The 17,592-nt window shown below is 51.7% G+C and carries 14 protein-coding genes; 3 read left to right on the top strand and 11 right to left on the bottom strand.

Features of this window, described 5'->3' with window-relative positions:
- Positions 1-50: 50 nt before the first annotated feature.
- The 7 genes from leuE to OGV75_RS14695 all read right to left on the bottom strand — a co-directional run bounded on the left by leuE (position 51) and on the right by OGV75_RS14695 (position 6,290).
- The gene (gene leuE / locus OGV75_RS14725; RefSeq protein ID WP_016152793.1) at positions 51-689 is read right to left on the bottom strand and encodes a leucine efflux protein LeuE; all 639 of its coding nucleotides are present in this window, start codon (positions 687-689) and stop codon (positions 51-53) included.
- 140 nt (positions 690-829) lie between these two features.
- Positions 830-1,480: a metal-binding protein ZinT gene (zinT, locus tag OGV75_RS14720; protein ID WP_016152792.1), complete on the bottom strand. Its 651-nt coding sequence runs from the start codon at positions 1,478-1,480 to the stop codon at positions 830-832.
- Positions 1,481-1,565: 85 nt separating this feature from the next.
- Entirely contained in the window at positions 1,566-2,156 is a 591-nt protein-coding gene (locus OGV75_RS14715; RefSeq protein WP_049041643.1) for an ATP-binding cassette domain-containing protein, read from the bottom strand.
- Positions 2,140-2,934 carry an ATP-binding cassette domain-containing protein gene (locus OGV75_RS14710; protein WP_016152790.1) on the bottom strand — a complete coding sequence of 265 codons (795 nt, stop codon included), beginning with the start codon at positions 2,932-2,934 and terminating at the stop codon, positions 2,140-2,142. The genes OGV75_RS14715 and OGV75_RS14710 overlap by 17 nt, the downstream gene beginning before the upstream one ends.
- Positions 2,928-3,740, bottom strand: a complete 813-nt coding sequence (locus OGV75_RS14705) for an ABC transporter permease (RefSeq protein WP_047358584.1) — start codon at positions 3,738-3,740, stop codon at positions 2,928-2,930. Before OGV75_RS14705 ends, OGV75_RS14710 begins: the two co-directional genes overlap by 7 nt.
- A complete protein-coding gene (locus OGV75_RS14700; RefSeq protein ID WP_286480835.1) occupies positions 3,730-4,704 on the bottom strand; it encodes an ABC transporter permease in 975 nt (324 codons plus the stop codon). The genes OGV75_RS14705 and OGV75_RS14700 overlap by 11 nt, the downstream gene beginning before the upstream one ends.
- On the bottom strand, positions 4,704-6,290 hold the full coding sequence (locus tag OGV75_RS14695) for an ABC transporter substrate-binding protein (RefSeq protein WP_046275918.1): 1,587 nt from the start codon (positions 6,288-6,290) through the stop codon (positions 4,704-4,706). The genes OGV75_RS14700 and OGV75_RS14695 overlap by 1 nt, the downstream gene beginning before the upstream one ends.
- A gap of 432 nt (positions 6,291-6,722) precedes the next feature.
- Between OGV75_RS14695 and OGV75_RS14690 the strand changes: the two genes are divergently transcribed.
- Entirely contained in the window at positions 6,723-8,810 is a 2,088-nt protein-coding gene (locus OGV75_RS14690; RefSeq protein ID WP_200051668.1) for a TonB-dependent receptor, read from the top strand.
- A 283-nt stretch (positions 8,811-9,093) separates the two neighbouring features.
- On the opposite strand, the gene htpX is transcribed toward OGV75_RS14690, so the two are convergent.
- From htpX to msrC, 4 genes are all read right to left on the bottom strand, one after another.
- A complete protein-coding gene (gene htpX / locus OGV75_RS14685) occupies positions 9,094-9,975 on the bottom strand; it encodes a protease HtpX (protein ID WP_003034964.1) in 882 nt (293 codons plus the stop codon).
- 192 nt (positions 9,976-10,167) lie between these two features.
- On the bottom strand, positions 10,168-12,216 hold the full coding sequence (prc, locus tag OGV75_RS14680) for a carboxy terminal-processing peptidase (protein WP_286480833.1): 2,049 nt from the start codon (positions 12,214-12,216) through the stop codon (positions 10,168-10,170).
- Between the two features lie 19 nt (positions 12,217-12,235).
- Positions 12,236-12,922 carry an RNA chaperone ProQ gene (proQ, locus tag OGV75_RS14675; protein WP_003833781.1) on the bottom strand — a complete coding sequence of 229 codons (687 nt, stop codon included), beginning with the start codon at positions 12,920-12,922 and terminating at the stop codon, positions 12,236-12,238.
- A gap of 96 nt (positions 12,923-13,018) precedes the next feature.
- Complete coding sequence (gene msrC, locus OGV75_RS14670; protein WP_046276430.1) at positions 13,019-13,516, bottom strand: free L-methionine (R)-S-oxide reductase MsrC; 498 nt, start codon at positions 13,514-13,516, stop codon at positions 13,019-13,021.
- Positions 13,517-13,644: 128 nt separating this feature from the next.
- Here msrC and yebS point away from each other — a divergent pair, with 128 nt between their 5' ends.
- Positions 13,645-14,928, top strand: a complete 1,284-nt coding sequence (yebS, locus tag OGV75_RS14665; protein ID WP_016152782.1) for a membrane integrity lipid transport subunit YebS — start codon at positions 13,645-13,647, stop codon at positions 14,926-14,928.
- Positions 14,897-17,530 carry a PqiB family protein gene (locus OGV75_RS14660; RefSeq protein WP_019076590.1) on the top strand — a complete coding sequence of 878 codons (2,634 nt, stop codon included), beginning with the start codon at positions 14,897-14,899 and terminating at the stop codon, positions 17,528-17,530. The genes yebS and OGV75_RS14660 overlap by 32 nt, the downstream gene beginning before the upstream one ends.
- Positions 17,531-17,592: the final 62 nt, after the last annotated feature.

Genomic DNA, 17,592 nt, shown 5'->3' with positions numbered 1-17,592 from the left:
AAAGCAGAGCGCAATATTAAAGGCCCGCCGCACTCAGCGGGCCGATGGCATCACGATTGAAGCGTGGCCAGACGGGCGGCAAAACCAACGAAAATCAGGCCGATAAGGGAATTACCCACTTTGGCCAGTTTCTTCTTCGTACGGATATATTGCGTCACAAACGCGCCGGAGAAAATAAGGAAGCTCAAATAGAAAAAGCTCACTATCTCAAGCGTAATAGCCAGAATAAAGAATGACAGCCCTGAATGCGGCGCATTGACATCAATAAACTGCACGAAAAACGACACATAAAACAGAATAGCTTTGGGATTGGTCAGGCTCAGGATTAATGCGCGCTTAAAAATAGCGCCAAACGGGACTTCCTCAGGCGCGGCGTCGCTTGCTTTCGATTTCAGTGTTGCATACAGGATCTTCGCGCCAAGATACAGTAAATAGAAAGCGCCAAGATAACGAACGATATTGAACAAAACGGGCGTTGTTTTAATCAATGCAGCAACACCGGCATAGGCCAAAAACATCAACACGGCATCACCAATAAACACACCGCTGGCGGCGAGATACCCCCCCTTTACTCCCCTACCGACGCTGTTTTTCAGCACAAATATCGTATTTGGCCCCGGTACCAGCACGATAAAAATAGCCCCCACCAGATACGTCCAGTAATTCAGAACTCCATACTCTGCGAACACGTTAACCTCTTCCTGAAAAAACACATGCACTTGCTGCGATACAATATGCTAACGAATGCGACAGGTGATGGAAAGAGCAGGTTATTAATTAAAAAAACCCGCCACTGGTGGCGGGTGTGTACAGATAAGGTTAGCCCAGATTAATGGTGCAGCATCTCATCCACTACTTCTTCGCCCTTCAGCTGATAAGGGTAGTAGGTAGGCCAGTTTTCCATCTCCTCAAGCAAGGCAGCCTGCGAGGTATTTCCCATAAAGATATGGAAGTGGCTCGATTTACGCGGCGCGATAATATGATCGCTGAATTGCACGTATTTAGGCGCTTTGCTGTCAGCGGCTTTACACTCAAACAGATACCGTACACCTTTCTTGCCTGATTTATAGTGCAAGATTTTATACCCGGCATAATCGTATTTGCACGATGCGACCTGATTACCGGTGTGAAATTCCATCACGCCATCTTCGATGCCGATGGTGTCTACATTGGTTGCATAGCCTGTACGGTAATAAGCTTTAATTTGTTCTGCCGTTTTGCTTTTATCTTTCTCCGCTTTCTTTTTGAAAACCGGATCAAGTTCGCCACTGACCAGATACGGATAGACAGATTGCCACATGCCATCCCAGTCGGACAGCGCTCGGTTCTGCACCTGGTTATCATCAAATACCCCTTCCGATGCCTTTTGTTCTGCTTCACTCATCGGCGCACCATGGGAATGATGACCATGCGCCAAAACCTGCCCACTGACTAAAAGCATCCCCAGAGCGATTGTCAGTTTGTTAAAACGAATAGCCAAAATTTCACCCTCAAATCGTTTGCGAGTGAATTGTTATAATATAACATAACAATTTAATCAATAGACATTACTGCACGTTATTGCCTCACGCTTCAATGAGTTTTCTGGAGCAAATCTGCTCAAGCAGAGCCTGCTGATGGCTGATAATGAGCATACCTAATGGCCGACGCTGGCACTCTTCAAGCAGCAATACCCAGATATCTTTTTGAATGGAAGGATCGAGCTGGGCGGTAATTTCATCGGCAATAAGAAAACGTGTCCGCGGATCCAGCGCGCGAAGTAAAGCAATTCGCGCCAGTTCACCGCCAGAAAGCTGTCCGGGACGGCGGGTTAACCACTCAGGGTTGATGTGAAGACGGGTAAGCAGTTCAGCATCAGGTCGCCAGGCATCATAAACCGCATCGCCGGTGCTACGCCGCGGGTTAAAGGTTAATTCCGGATGCTGTGGCACCAGTTGCACCGGGCAATACTGGTGCATTGGCAGCGGTTGGTCATCAACCAGAATGTCACCCGAGGTCGGTTTTTGCCAGCCCGCCAGTACGCGTCCCAGCGTTGTTTTGCCGGTTCCGCTGGGTGCACAAACCCCAATGCGTTCTCCGGGGCGCAGAGAGAAGTTCAGATTTTGCCATAGCACCTTTCCTCCCTGACAAATCGTCACTTCACGACAGCACAGCATCGCGCTCTCCAAAAAGTTGATTTCTTTCAGGCAGGGCCCGCCATTGGCGTTGCAGATGCTCGCTGATCTCTCCGCGTAACAGCTGTTCCCGGCTGACGTTATCCGACACCCTTCCCTGATGCAGCGCGACAATGCGGTCCGCGTGGCGAGCGGCCAGCGTGAGGTCGTGCGTTACCCATAAAACGCCAGCCCCTTGCTCACATTGCTCACGTAGCTGTTCAAGCAGTTGATTAGCCAGCGGTGCATCAAGCCAGGCGGTAATTTCATCCGCCAGAATATAGCGAGCCTGGCTCAGCGACGCGTGACAGGCCAGAACACGTTTCGCCATCCCCCCCGAAAGCTGGCGTGGGAAGGCATCTAATACGCGACTTTCCAGTTGGCTACGCTGGAGCAATCGTTCAATTTTTCCGGCATTCCAGGCCTGGCCGGAGAGCTGACTTGCCCTGCGCAGATGTTTTTCAATCGAGAGCAGCGGGTTAAGCGCCTGAACGCCTTGCGGGACATAGCTGAAAGTATTACCACGACATTTGCGAATATCATCACTGTCCAGCGTTTTCCCCTCCAGGGTGATGGAGCCGTTGAAACGCAAATTGTCCGGTAAGAGATCAAGCAGACATTGCAGCAACAGGCTTTTACCTTCCCCACTTCCCCCGACTAACGCCACCATCTGACCAGGCGCTACGTCGAAAGAGATATCCTGCAACAGCGAAGACCAGTTTCTCGCGCCGTACCAGCGATAACGCGCCACGTCCAGCGAGACCTGTCTTAAACTCAACATGCGTCACCTCGTAACCATAAACGATGCACTGCCCTTGCGAGCTGATCGAATAACATAACCAGACTGAATAGCATCAGCCCGGGAAACAGCACTAACCACCAGTCGCCATGACTGATAAACCTCAGCGCATCAGCCAGCAACAGGCCCAGCGATGGTTCATGCGGCGCCAGCCCAAAACCGAGGAAGCTCAACGCCGCGCTGTGCAACACCGCGTGGGGAAACATCAGCAAGGTTCCCGTTAACCACTGGGGTAACAATGCCGGGAGATAGTGATGCCGCCAGCAGTAAAAATGTCCGTGTCCCAGACGCCAGGTTAACGTCAGATAGTCACTGTGGGCCACGCGCTGTGCTTCGGCACGCAGGATTAACGCCAGACGCGGCCAGTGGGTCAACGCAACCGCCATAATCACCCCATTTTTTCCGCCGCCCAGCGTGAAACAGATCAATATGAGCAACAGCAGATGCGGCATTGACAGCATGGCATCGGTAATCAGACGCATTAGTACATCCAGACGCGGATGTATACGTGAAACCGCCGCCATCAGTAATGCGATGAAGCCGCTGCACAATGCCGCGCCAATACCAATTTGCAGACTGGTTAACGCGCCCTGAAAGCAACGAATCCACAGATCGCGACCGAGGTTATCGGTGCCAAACCAATACAGCGCATCAGGCGGTAAATGACGGGCAAGCAGATTAACGCTCAATGGGTTATCCAGCGTCGCTGCGCCATACACCGCAATGCATAGCAGGCAGCTAAAAGAGAGCAGAAGACGAATCAGCGTCGGCGTCGGATTATAGAGCATCAGGTCGCTCCAGAGCACGGTTCAACACATGGACAAGCCAGGTAGACAGCGAGTTGCCAATGAACACCAGTATGGTACTGAACAACACAATCCCCATCAGTAACGGCAGATCGCCGCGCAATCCGGCATCAATAGTGGCCTGTCCCAGTCCCGGATAAGCAAAAACTTTTTCAGCCAGCAATGCGCCGCCCAGCAATTCTCCCAACGAGGCGAACTGCAGGCACAGCGCGGGCGTGATAGCGTGGCGCAGAACCTGATGACGCAGCAGCGACCAGCCTTTATCACCCTGAGAACGCGCAAAACGGACAAAATCGCTTTTCATCACGCTGGCGATACTTTCCCGTGTATGAAGTGTAATTTGGCCAAGTCCCAATAAACTAAGCGCGCAAACGGGCAGCACTAAATGGCGCAGACGCTCAGCCAGCGTGGCCATATCGCCACTGTTGCCCGGCTCCCACGCGCAGCAGACCGGAAATACCGGCCAGCGCACGGCAAATAACGCCAGCAGCAGCATGCCAATCCAGAAGGTCGGCAACGACGAAAGCAGATAGCTGAGTCGACAGATTGCTTTATCCGGCCAGCGATTCAGATAACGACCCGCGACAAACCCCATTGCCGTTCCCAGTATGCCGGAGAGCAGCCACGCGCCGCCAAGCAAGGCAAGCGAAGTTGCAAAGCGCTCCTTGATTACGCTGGCAACCGGTGCATTAAACAACATTGAGTAGCCGAGATCGCCCTGCAATACACGTATAAACCAGTGACCAAAACGCTCCCATAACGGCTGGTCTAATCCCCAGCGAGCAGCGATACGCGCATATTGTTCCGGCGGCACGTGCAGGAGATCGTTGCCGATATAGGCGCGAATCGGATCGACAGGAGAAAAGCTGAGCAGCATAAAAGTGCCAGCCGCAACCAGCACTAATAACACTATCAGCCGTAGAAAATGGCCTACAACAGACTTCATCAACGGCAGGTCCAGGTCCATTCATCCAGATTATTGAGCAGGGACCAGCTACCGTGAATCTCCGGCGCGCCTTTGCCTAAGTCAATACACGGATTTGCCAGATAAGTGTGCTGAATGTTCAGCAGCCATGCCCAGGCGGCATCGCCCTGCACCCCAGCCCCTTGCTTGCCATCCCACTCCACCTGTTGCCAGAAAGGCAACGCTTTTTGCCAGTCCGGAGCATCAATGGCCTGTTTAAGATGTTGTTCAACGACGGGATTGCTGTAATAGCCTGGATTGTAGTATTCCACGCCCGCGGCCTGATTGCTGTAGTGATGGAAAAGCTCCATCGGATCCAGGCTTCCCCAGCCAAACAGCGTCGGATTCGCATGCATATGCCGCTCAACGGTTTCCCAGCTTCCGGATTGCAGCGAGACCTGAATACCCACGGGCTCCAGCATCGCACGTACGGCCTCGGCTAAATCCCGGCGCGTACTGTCTCCGCTGGCGTACCATAGAGTCAGGCGAGCCTCTTTACCGTCTTTCACGCGTACGCCGTCTTTCCCCACCTTCCAGCCGGCTTCTTCCAGAATCATCCGCGCTTTTTCGCTGTCGCCATCTTTGAACGCAACTGACTGTCCCTGCCATGGCAGGCCCTGAACCGCGCTATACGCCGGAATCGCATGACCTTCCATGACCTGATCGGCAAGTTGTTTACGATCGATGGCGTAGTTGATGGCGCGTCTGATGGCGATATCAGCCGTGATATCGTTGCCGACCGGATAACCATTGGCGTCTTTTTTACCCGCAGGGACCATTGGGAACACAATGCCACGGTTTTCCACGCTGTCGCGTACCCAAAGCTTCAAATTCTGCTGTTGAGGGGCGACCGCCATCGAAGGCGCAATACGCACGAGTCCCAGTTGACCACTGCGCGCTGCGGCATAAGCGTTATCTTCATCAAGGAAGACAAACACCAGCTTACTGAAATCATTTTTCTTACCGGCATACCAGGGGTTCGCCTCCACGATCAGCTGCTGCCCCGGCTGAAAACTCACCAACCGATAAGGGCCCGCGCCAATCGGATTTTTGGCGAATGTTTTTTCGTCATACCGTTTTTCGGGAACAATACCCAAAGAGCCCAGCACGTTCACAAAGGTGCTCTGTGGGCTGCGCAGCGTGATTTCTACCGTGCGGTTATCTTTCAGGCTGGCATGAGTAAAGTTTCCCATGTCGATTTTGCCGCCGCTCTTTGCGGCTTTATTATAGGTGAACACCACATCTTCAGCGGTTAGCGGGGAACCATCGGAGAATTTAAGGTCGGGTTTTAACGTCAACGTCCAGGTTTTGCCGTCAGCGCTGGTTTCAACTTTTTCCGTCAGCAGGTTACCCCAGCTCATATCTGCGTTTTGTTTTAATAATGGTGCATGCAAAAGCAAATAGCTGCCATGACTCCAGCCCAGCATCGGGTCAAACCCTTCCGTTGGCTCAGGTCCAATTGCCAGCTTCAACGTCTGACCCTCGCTCACATTTTGCGCGGCGAGAAGTGGTGAGGTTAATGCGAGAGTCAATGCGCACGTAAGCAGTGCCAGCTTGCCTTTAATCATTATGTTATCCAGATTTGCGTTATTTTTATGCCGCTCAACGATTCAATGCCGTTAAACGGTCTCCTGGGGAAGGGATTATGGCGGACTGAAATGACGAAAAAAATGATGCGGCGCAGAAAAGTATGACGATTTCCTAAAATTATCATACTTTTTTCTGATACTCCTAATTGAGTACCCTCCGAATCAGAGAAAATAGATTAAATGTTAGCCATTCAATTAATGGCAAATTAATTACAACCCAATGATTACAAATACTAATTATTGGTCATTTCCGCTATTTACTTAGCTAAAACTAATGACAATTTATGTATATTTATTCAAGAAAAACACCAGAAGTGATAAGTTATGTAAACATATAATGATAATTATTTTTATTATCATTCCCATCAATTATCTTACTTCCTTTGAATTTTTAACAAAGGAAGTTTGACTATGCGCTTAAAACCTATTGCTTCTGTTGTTCTGTCCTGTCTAGGATTTTCCAGTCCCCTGGCCTTCGCTGAAGATGTTATGGTGGTAACCGCTTCCGGTTACGAAAAGAAAATCACCAACGCTGCCGCCAGCGTCTCCGTTATTTCACAGCAAGAGTTACAAACCAATAAATATAATGATTTAGGCGAAGCCTTGCGTTCTGTTGAAGGGGTGGATGTCGAAAGCAGCACCGGTAAAACCGGTGGTCTGGAGATCAGCATTCGTGGCATGCCCGCCAGTTATACCCTGATCCTGATTGATGGTATTCGTCAAAACGGCAGCAGCGATGTGACGCCAAACGGCTTCTCAGCTATGAATACCAGCTTTATGCCTCCACTGGCGGCAATCGATCATATTGAGGTGATCCGCGGCCCGATGTCGACGCTTTATGGCTCCGACGCAATCGGTGGCGTGGTGAATATCATTACCAAAAAAAGCACCGATAAATGGAGCACCTCCATCAATACCGGCGTTAACCTGCAAGAGAGTAATAAATGGGGTAACAGCACGGTCGCCAACTTCTGGTCAAGCGGCCCGTTAATCGCTGGCGTACTGGATATGCAGGTTCGGGGTAGCACCACCCAACGTCAGGGTTCCAGCGTTACCTCCCTGAGCGATACCTCCTCCACTCGCGTACCTTATCCTACCGAGTCAGAAAACTATAACATCGGCACGCGACTCGACTGGAAGACGAATGAAAGCAATACGCTATGGTTAGATCTCGACTCCGCCAGACAGCGCTATGATAACGATGACGGTCAGTTGGGTAACCTGACGGGGGGTTACGATAAAACGCTGCGCTATGAGCGTAACAAAGTCACCCTCGGCCACGATACCGCCTTAACGTTCGGCACATGGAAATCCTCCCTCGGCTGGAATGAAACTGAGAACAAAGGACGACAACTGGTCTCCTCCGCACTCACGCCAGAGAACGCAGGCCGGGCCGGTGACGCACGTGAACTGAAGAACACTAACGTCATTCTGGACTCAGTACTGCTGACGCCATTAGGTGATTCGCACCTCTTAACCCTCGGCGGGGAATATTGGGATGCGCGGATGAAAGACGGTGTGGTGCTGGCCAATACCGGCGAAACGTTCCATCAAAAAACGTGGGCAGCCTATGTAGAAGATGAATGGCATATTCTCGACTCGTTGGCCTTAACCGCAGGGACACGCTACGAGCATAACGATGTCTTTGGCGGTCATTTCAGCCCACGAGCGTATATGGTTTGGGACGTATCCGACGAATGGACGCTCAAAGGCGGCGTGACGACAGGTTATAAAGCGCCATCACTGAGCCAGTTACATAACGGGATCAGCGGCGTCACCGCGCAAGGAACCGTGAATACGGTCGGTAATCCGGACCTGAAACCTGAGGAAAGTATCAGCTACGAAACCGGGCTGTATTACGAGAACGACACCGGACTGAACGCCAACATTACCGGCTTCTATACCGAATACAAAAATAAAATTGTCTCGTATTCTATCGATGATAATACCAACAGCTATACCAACAGCGGCAAGGCAAGGACCGATGGCGTTGAATTTGCCAGCACCTTCCCTCTGTGGTCGGATGTGCTGACTTTATCCCTCAACTACACCTACACCCAGAGCAAGCAAAAAGATGGTGACAATAAAGGCGCGCCGTTAAGCTACACGCCAAAACATATGGCTAACGCTCGCCTGAACTGGCAGGCAACGGAAGATATGAATGCCTGGCTGAGCGCACGTTATCGCGGTAAAGCCCCACGCTTTACCGAAAATTACAACAACCTCAGCGCAGTACAAAAGGCCGTCTATGACGATAAAGGCGCTGATTTAAAAGCCTGGACCGTTCTCGACATGGGAATGTCTTATAAGCTGACCAAAGATCTGACGCTGAATACGGCGGTCAATAACGTGCTGGATAAAGACTTTAGCGAGGTTAAACTTTATCAGGTAGGCCGTAATAGCACCTACGCAGGAGATTACTATCAGACTGCGCAATCCACTACCGGATACGTAAACCCGGGCCGTAACTATTGGGTATCATTAAACTACCAGTTCTGATTTAGTTTTTTCCTACCAGACGGGCTGTCAATGATAGCCCGTCTACCACTGGGTTTCATCAAATGCCTGGCACTGTTCTTTTGGCAGCCAGCGGGGCTCTAATGTTTTTACCAGAGATAAAGCGACAAGGAATATTTTCGTCCCCGGCAGAGAAAAATGACGGAATGAGAGGTAAAGCAGAACTGGGACAGAATAGTCTGGGCGAGGCTTTAATCGATAGCTTTAAATAGCCATTATGTTTTATGAGTCACGGAGCAACGGGTGCCCCGTGACAGCCATTAACTTACTTCAAATACTCTCCGCTGCGCAGCGCTTCAATACGTTTATCCAACGGCGGGTGAGTCATAAACAGCTCACTCAACGACTTGGATTTACCGTTGATGCAGAACGCCATCATGCTGGTCGCTTCCTGCGGCTCATAGCTGGTTTTCAGACGCTGCAGCGCGGCGATCATTTTCTCACGCCCCACCAGTTTTGCTGAACCGGCATCCGCATGGAATTCACGATGACGTGAGAACCACATGGTAATAATGCTCGCCAGAATACCAAACACCAGTTCCAGCACCGTCGCCACTGCGAAGTAGATCAATGGGTTGCCGTTACTGCCCTCACCCTCATCGCGGTTTCCGCCCATAAAGCCAGCGGCAATTTGCGCCAGAATACGTGAGATAAAGATAACGAAGGTGTTCACCACACCCTGAATGAGCGTCATGGTAACCATATCGCCATTAGCAATGTGGCTGATTTCATGCGCGATAACGGCTTCGGCTTCGTCCGGGCTCATGTTTTGCAACAGGCCTGTACTCACAGCCACCAGCGAAGCATCCCGGCGCGCACCGGTAGCAAACGCGTTAATATCTGGCGCATGGTAGATTGCAACCTGCGGCATAGCGATCCCAGCCTGGCGAGCCTGATTCGCTACCGTATTCATCAGCCAGCGTTCTCTTTCATTGCGAGGCTGTTCAATCACTTCCCCACCAACGGATTTTAACGCCATCCATTTGGACATCAGCAGCGAAATGAAGGAACCACCAAAACCAAACAGCAGTGCCATGATCAACAAGCCTTGAACGCTGCTTGACTGAATCCCTGTCAGGCTCAATACCAGCCCGAAAACGACCATCACAGCCAGGTTCGTCAGCAGGAAGAGCGCGATTCGCATCATAATTTTCTTTTAACCTCAATTTAACAAAACGCACTATGCGATTACCCATATCGTATGGGTCTTATGGCTATTTTCAAGCATCCATAGGTGCTAAGTCACCAGAAAGACACAACTTTACATTTTATCGTATCACACTGACGTCTTCATGCGTTTGTTAAAAAAACAGGCACAATTTCTTGTGCCTGTTGGAGGTTATTTACTGGTTGCGGGCTGTTCCGCTGGCTTTTCTTTTTCAAGATGCGCCAGGTCAAGCGCTATTTTTACCGTTTCATCCAGGTAGGGATCTGGTTCCTGGTAATCCTTCGGTAAATCGTCCAGTTTTTTCAGCGGCGGCTTACCTTCTCGCTTAAACCGATCGTTGATACGCGCCAGACGCATTGCGTCATCTTCGTTATTCTCTTTCTCACGCTGAGCGTAATTGAGAGAAGCGATGTTGCGTTTATCCTTCATCGCATTGAAACGCGCAATATCCTTCATGATGTACTGGAACTCAGGATCGTTGGCAATACGTGCATTGTGCTCTTTTAACAATTCAGGTCCGAACGACGTCAGATTCTCTGATTTGGTGTAGGTCGCAGCATCAATGCTATCCCACGGCAGCGCGTTATCTTCAAACTTCTCACCGGTTTCCGTTTCTTCATTACCTGTCGGCATGATGATGTCCGGCGTAACGCCCTTACGCTGTGTACTGCCACCGTTTACACGGTAGAATTTCTGGATCGTATACTGAACAGAACCCAGCGCCGGCCATTCCGGACGCAGCATCTGATCATAAATACGGTTCAGAGAGCGATACTGCTGTACAGTGCCTTTCCCGAAAGTCGGTTCACCAACGATCAGCGCACGACCATAATCCTGCATTGCCGCAGCAAAAATCTCTGATGCCGAAGCACTGAAGCGATCAACTAACACTACCAGCGGGCCTTTGTAGTACACAACGCCGTCGGTATCGCTGTCTTCACGCACTTTACCGTTATTGTCACGAACCTGAACCACCGGGCCGGAAGGAATGAACAGACCGGAGAGCGAAACGGCTTCGGTCAGCGCGCCGCCACCGTTAGTGCGCAGATCGATAATGATGCTGCTGACGTTCTGTTTTTCCAGCTTCTGCAACTGAACTTTGACATCATCCGTCAGGCCAACATAGAAGCCAGGGATATCCAGTACGCCGACTTTTTCTTTGCCAACGGTTTTCACGGACATTTTCACGGCGCGGTCTTCGAGACGAATACGTTCACGCGTTAACGTGACGGTACGCGTCTTAGTACCTTTACCGGCAGGCAGGATTTCAAGGCGAACTTTGCTGCCTTTGGGTCCTTTGATCAGCGCAACAACGTCATCCAGACGCCAGCCAATCACGTCGACCATTCCCTTACCGGTCTGACCCACGCCGACAATACGGTCGCCAACGCTTATTGCTTTGCTCTTGGCTGCCGGGCCGCCCGCCACCATGGAGTTAATGACGGTGTAGTCATCATCCATTTGCAAAACCGCGCCAATACCTTCCAGAGACAGGCTCATTTCAGTATTGAACTGTTCGGTATTGCGTGGAGAGAGATAATTAGTATGCGGATCGATCTCACGGGCGAAAGCCGTCATCGCCAGAGAGAACACATCTTCGCTGTTGGTCTGCGCCAGACGACGAATCGCAAACTTGTAGCGACGCGTCAGCGTTTCACGAATTTCCGCATCGGTTTTGCCGGTCAGCTTCAGGCTGAGTTCGTCAAATTTAACCTTGCCGTCCCACAGCGCGTTAAGCTCTGCTTCGCTCTTCGGCCATGGCGCTTTGCTCCGGTCGAGGTTAAAGGTGTCGGTACCGGTGAAATCCATTGGACGTGCCAGTACGCTTAAAGCGTACTGATAACGTTCAAATCGGCGTTTTTGCGCCAGATTATAGAGATCGTAAAAGACATCCAGCTTGCCGGTACGCAGTTCATCGCCAAGGACCGTTTTCTTTTTTGCATACTGTTCGATATCGCTCGCCAACAGCACGTTGTGGCTGTAGTCGAGCAGATTCAAATAGCGGTCAAAAATTTTTGCCGAAAACGCCTGATCCAGATCGAACTGGCGATAGTGCGAACGCGTAAAACGCGATGTCACACGTTCACTTACCGTCGCATGCTGGGTTTCTTCCTTTAAAACGGGGATTTGATCGGCACGCGTGATATCTTCCACAGCAAGTGCCTGGCCTGCTAATGCAAGCAGACCAGCTAACGCAGTAAGCCTAAAAAAAGTGTTCATGCCAGGCCTGGCCTCCGTTTCAGAACACCAGGTGTTCTGCGCGTACAATCAAAGACATACCCGAATTCAGCTGTACACGGACGCCATCTTTGGTGATTTCTAATACGGTGGCATCCATCGCATTATTACCTGCTTTCACCTTCAGAGACTGCCCTACCGTCAGTACTGAAATATCAGATACCGGGGTATGCTGTTCTTCACGAGGAGCACGCGGTGCTTTTGCTGCTGGTTTCTCAGCGCGAGGTTTACGCTCAGCGCCTTCTTTACGACGCGGTGCAGGACGCGGCTTACGCTCGCGACGCGGTGCGTCTTCTTTTTCACCGGCAGCAGCGGCTGCTTCGCGTTTTTTCGCCTGTTGCTCTGCACGTTGCGCCTGAACGCGGGCTTTAGCTTCTTCCAGCTGTTTGCGAGCATGTTCAACGTGCTGCTCATCCAGCTCACCACAAGGGTTGCCGTCGAGATCAACACGCGTTGCGCCCAATTTAACGCCATACAGATAGCGCCAGCTTGAAGTATAGAGACGTAAGGCAGAGCGGAGCTGCGTCTTGCTGAGGTTCATTTCGCCCTCAACACGCTCTACCAGATCCTGAAAAATGCCAATTTTCAGTGGGCGCGCTTCGCCTTCCGCACTAAAACACTGCGGGAAGCGTTCGGCCAGAAACGCGATGACTTCTTTACTGCTATTCAACTTAGGTTGATTTTCCATGAAATTTCCTGATTACAACGGACGTAGCCAACAAGCGCAGGCATGAACAGGCGACATTATAATGACGTCATCAGTAATTGCTACGTTATCCGTTGATTATCCTGCGACGCGCGCAAAGAATTTTTTGTAATCCGTCGTTGCAAGCACGGTTTCAAGTTGTGCCACCAGCGTTCGCAGCCCCTGTTCATCCTCGTCAGTAAAGCGGCCAAACGCCGTGCTATCGATATCCAGCACGCCGATTATCTGATTTTCGACGGTGATTGGCAGGACGATTTCAGCGTTGCTGGCGGCATCACATGCGATGTGTCCGTCAAAAGCATGAACGTCCTCAACGCGCTGAACCTGGTTCTGCGCTACTGCGGTCCCACACACCCCGCGTCCTACCGGGATCCGCACGCAGGCGATTTTTCCCTGGAAAGGCCCCAGCACCAGCGTATCGTTTTCGAGCAGATAAAAACCGGCCCAGTTTACTTCTGCAAGACGTTCGTACAACAACGCGCTAGTATTTGCCAGCGTTGCCAGAAAACTGGTTTCACCTGCCATTAATGCCTGAAAGTCACGGTTCAGATCCGTGTATAGCTCTGTTTTGTTCATTATGTAATCACTTAGTTGTCTTACTTAAAGCTGCAGCCTACTAAAATAAACATTAAATGCGTTAATGCTCAAGATCATTCCCGTCATGAGTTAAGATAACATTACTTCAACAATTTGATTCGCGATACATGGCCTTAACGACACCACGCATCACGCCGACTAAAAAAATAGCCATCAGGTCCATTGGTGATGCACTCCCTCGTGCGCATTACCATCGCTGCCCTGAATGTGACCTGATCTTTAGCTTGCCTAAAATGCGTTCGCATCAAAGTGCATTTTGCCCACGCTGTCAGGCAAAAATTCGTGACGGACGCGACTGGTCATTAACACGACTGGCGGCTATGGCTTTCACCATGCTGCTGCTGATGCCCTTTGCCTGGGGAGAACCGCTCCTGCACATCTATTTATTAGGTGTGCGCATTGACGCCAATGTGCTGCAAGGCATCTGGCAAATGACCCGACAAGGCGACCCACTCACCGCATCCTTCGTACTCTTTTGCGTTGCCGGCGCGCCCATCATTCTCGTGACCTCAATCGCTTATCTGTGGTTTGGCAATATTCTTGGGATGAACCTGCGCCCAGTGCTGCTGATGCTGGAAAGGCTCAAAGAATGGGTGATGCTTGATATCTATCTGGTAGGCATTGGCGTCGCATCAATCAAAGTTCAGGACTATGCTTTTTTGCAACCCGGTGTAGGTCTGTTTGCTTTTATTGCGCTGGTAATCCTCAGTGTTTTGACGCTGTCGCACCTTAACGTTGAGCAGCTTTGGGACCGTTTCTACCCGCAAAGACCAGCCCGTCGGCCCGATGAAAAACTCCGCGTCTGCCTCGGCTGCCACTTTACAGGTTATCCGGACGCCCGAGGTCGCTGCCCTCGCTGTCATATCCCGTTGCGCTGGCGCAGGAATCAAAGTATCCAAAAGTGTTGGGCTGCTCTGCTGGCCTCGATCGTCCTGCTTTTGCCTGCTAATCTGCTGCCCATCTCGGTAATTTATGTCAATGGCGGCCGCCAGGAAGACACGATCCTGTCAGGCATAATGTCCCTGGCGAACAGCAACGTCGGCGTGGCGGCGATTGTTTTTATCGCCAGTATTCTGGTGCCATTCACCAAAGTGATTGTGATGTTTACGTTGCTCATCAGCATCCATTTTAGATGTGAGCAAGGATTGCGTACCCGCATCAAACTGCTGCGTATGGTGACCTGGATTGGTCGCTGGTCGATGCTGGATCTCTTTGTTATCGCTTTAACCATGTCGCTGATTAATCGCGATCAGATACTTGCTTTTACTATGGGGCCAGCTGCGTTTTATTTCGGCGCAGCGGTAATATTGACTATTCTTGCTGTGGAATGGCTGGACAGCCGCTTACTTTGGGATGCACATGAGTCAGGAAACGCCCGCTTCGCAGACTGAAGCGCAGATTAAAACTAAACGCCGTATCTCTCCGTTCTGGCTGCTGCCTTTCATCGCGCTGATGATTGCAGGATGGCTTATCTGGGGAAGCTATGAAGATCGCGGCAATACCGTAACCATTGACTTTATGTCTGCTGACGGCATTGTACCGGGCCGTACTCCCGTTCGTTATCAGGGCGTTGAAGTGGGCACCGTGCAAGATATCAACCTCAGCGAAGATCTACGCAAAATTGAAGTGCGCGTCAGCATCAAATCGACCATGAAAGATGCTCTGCGCAAAGATACCCAGTTCTGGTTGGTCACGCCGAAAGCGTCGCTGGCGGGGGTTTCTGGTCTGGATGCGTTGGTTGGCGGCAACTATATCGGCATGATGCCCGGAACCGGCGAGCCGGAAGATCATTTCGTCGCCCTCGATACGCAGCCCAAATATCGTCTGGATAATGGCGATTTGATGCTGCACCTGCGCGCCCCTGACCTCGGGTCGCTCAATAGCGGTTCGCTGGTTTATTTCCGCAAGATTCCGGTGGGCCGGGTGTATGACTACACCATCAACCCAAATCATCAGGGCGTAACCATCGACGTGCTGATCGAACGTCGCTTTACCAACCTGGTGAAAAAAGGCAGCCGTTTCTGGAACGTGTCCGGTGTGAATGCGGATGTCAGCCTCAGCGGAGCGAAGATCAAGCTGGAGAGTCTGGCGGCGCTGGTCAATGGCGCCATTGCTTTTGATTCGCCCGAAGACTCTAAACCCGCGGTGGCCGATGACACGTTTGGTTTGTATCAGGATCTCGCGCACAGCCAGCGGGGAGTGATCGTCAAGCTTGATTTACCCAGCGGCGATGGACTCAAGGCCGGCTCAACGTCGCTGATGTATCAAGGATTAGAAGTCGGGCAACTGACCAAACTGGATTTAAATCCGGGCGGTAAAGTGACCGGCGAAATGACGGTCGATCCCAGCGTCGTAACGCTGCTGCGCGACAATACGCGGATTGAATTACACAGCCCTAAATTATCGTTAAACGATGCCAATATCAGTTCGCTACTGACTGGCAAAACTTTCGAGCTGGTACCTGGCGAGGGCGAGCCGCGTAACCAGTTTGCGGTTATTCCTGCTGAGAAGTCGTTGTTACACGATCCGGGCGTCATGACGCTTACGCTGACCGCGCCGGAGAGTTACGGTATTGATGCCGGTCAGCCGCTGATTCTTCACGGCGTACAGGTCGGTCAGGTGATTGATCGCACGCTCTCTGGCAAAGGTGTCTCATTTACCGTTGCCATCGAACCACAGCATCGCGCCCTGGTGCAAGGTGACAGTAAGTTTGTGGTCAACAGCCGCGTTGACGTCAAGGTCGGGCTTGATGGCGTGGAATTCCTTGGCGCCAGCGCCAGCGAATGGCTCAGCGGCGGCATTCGTATTTTGCCCGGTACCAAGGGTGAAATGAAAAAAAGCTACCCGCTGTATGCCAACCTGGAAAAAGCGATTGAAAACAGCCTGAGCGATCTGCCAACTACCACGCTCAGCCTGAGCGCCGAAACGCTGCCTGATGTGCAGGCCGGTTCGGTGGTGTTATACCGCAAATTCGAGGTCGGTGAAGTGATTAGCGTTCGCCCACGCGCCGATGCGTTTGATATCGATCTGCATATCAAACCGGAATATCGCAACCTGCTGACCAGCAACAGCGTATTCTGGGCCGAAGGCGGGGCAAAGGTTCAGCTTAACGGTAGCGGATTGACCGTACAGGCATCTCCCCTGTCGCGAGCGCTCAAAGGGGCGATTAGCTTCGATAACCTCAGCGGCGCCAGCGCCAGCCAACGCAAAGGCGACAAGCGTATTCTGTATGCTTCCGAAACTGCCGCGCGTGCGGTGGGCGGCCAGATAACCCTGCACGCGTTCGATGCCGGTAAACTCGCGGCCGGCATGCCAATTCGCTACCTGGGGATCGATATCGGCCAGATCCAGACGCTTGAGCTAATCACCGCCCGTAACGAAGTTCAGGCAAAAGCGGTTTTGTATCCGGAATACGTGCAGACTTTTGCCCGTAGCGGTACCCGCTTCTCCGTGATCACACCGCAAATCTCAGCGGCAGGCGTCGAGCATCTGGATACGATCTTACAGCCGTATATTAACGTTGAACCAGGACGCGGTAACCCGCGCCGTGATTTTGAACTGCAGGAAGCCACCATTACCGACTCTCGTTACCTCGATGGTCTGAGTATTGTGGTAGAAGCGCCGGAAGCGGGTTCGCTGAATATCGGTACGCCAGTCCTGTTCAGAGGCATTGAAGTGGGGACCGTCACCGGGCTGACGCTGGGCTCGCTTTCTGACCGCGTGATGGTGGCGATGCGCATTAGCCAGCGCTATCAGCATCTGGTGCGGAACAACTCCGTGTTCTGGCTGGCATCAGGATACAATCTCGACTTTGGTTTGACCGGCGGCGTCGTGAAGACCGGTACCTTCAATCAGTTCATTCGCGGCGGAATCGCCTTCGCTACGCCACCGGGTACGCCGCTGGCCCCGAAAGCGCAGGCAGGTAAACACTTCCTGCTGCTCGAAAGCGAACCAAAAGAGTGGCGTGAATGGGGAACCGCCCTGCCACGTTAATCTCTCCCCTTGCTCCGGCGTACATACTCGCGCCGGAGCACTTATGCTACACTGCGCACCTG

This window comes from Citrobacter sp. Cb028 (assembly GCF_030336705.1).
GTDB lineage: Bacteria > Pseudomonadota > Gammaproteobacteria > Enterobacterales > Enterobacteriaceae > Citrobacter > Citrobacter braakii.
Note: the sequence above shows the minus strand (reverse complement) of the source record. Positions and strands in the feature narration are given on the sequence as shown.

Bases quoted from the DNA above. Each gene is read 5' to 3' on its own strand.
- OGV75_RS14715 (WP_049041643.1), bottom strand. From the start codon at position 2,156: ATGCTGTGCTGTCGTGAAGTGACGATTTGTCAGGGAGGAAAGGTGCTA.
- OGV75_RS14710 (WP_016152790.1), bottom strand. From the start codon at position 2,934: ATGTTGAGTTTAAGACAGGTCTCGCTGGACGTGGCGCGTTATCGCTGG.
- OGV75_RS14705 (WP_047358584.1), bottom strand. From the start codon at position 3,740: ATGCTCTATAATCCGACGCCGACGCTGATTCGTCTTCTGCTCTCTTTT.
- OGV75_RS14700 (WP_286480835.1), bottom strand. From the start codon at position 4,704: ATGAAGTCTGTTGTAGGCCATTTTCTACGGCTGATAGTGTTATTAGTG.
- OGV75_RS14695 (WP_046275918.1), bottom strand. From the start codon at position 6,290: ATGATTAAAGGCAAGCTGGCACTGCTTACGTGCGCATTGACTCTCGCA.
- OGV75_RS14690 (WP_200051668.1), top strand. From the start codon at position 6,723: ATGCGCTTAAAACCTATTGCTTCTGTTGTTCTGTCCTGTCTAGGATTT.
- htpX (WP_003034964.1), bottom strand. From the start codon at position 9,975: ATGATGCGAATCGCGCTCTTCCTGCTGACGAACCTGGCTGTGATGGTC.
- prc (WP_286480833.1), bottom strand. From the start codon at position 12,216: ATGAACACTTTTTTTAGGCTTACTGCGTTAGCTGGTCTGCTTGCATTA.
- proQ (WP_003833781.1), bottom strand. From the start codon at position 12,922: ATGGAAAATCAACCTAAGTTGAATAGCAGTAAAGAAGTCATCGCGTTT.
- msrC (WP_046276430.1), bottom strand. From the start codon at position 13,516: ATGAACAAAACAGAGCTATACACGGATCTGAACCGTGACTTTCAGGCA.
- yebS (WP_016152782.1), top strand. From the start codon at position 13,645: ATGGCCTTAACGACACCACGCATCACGCCGACTAAAAAAATAGCCATC.
- OGV75_RS14660 (WP_019076590.1), top strand. From the start codon at position 14,897: ATGAGTCAGGAAACGCCCGCTTCGCAGACTGAAGCGCAGATTAAAACT.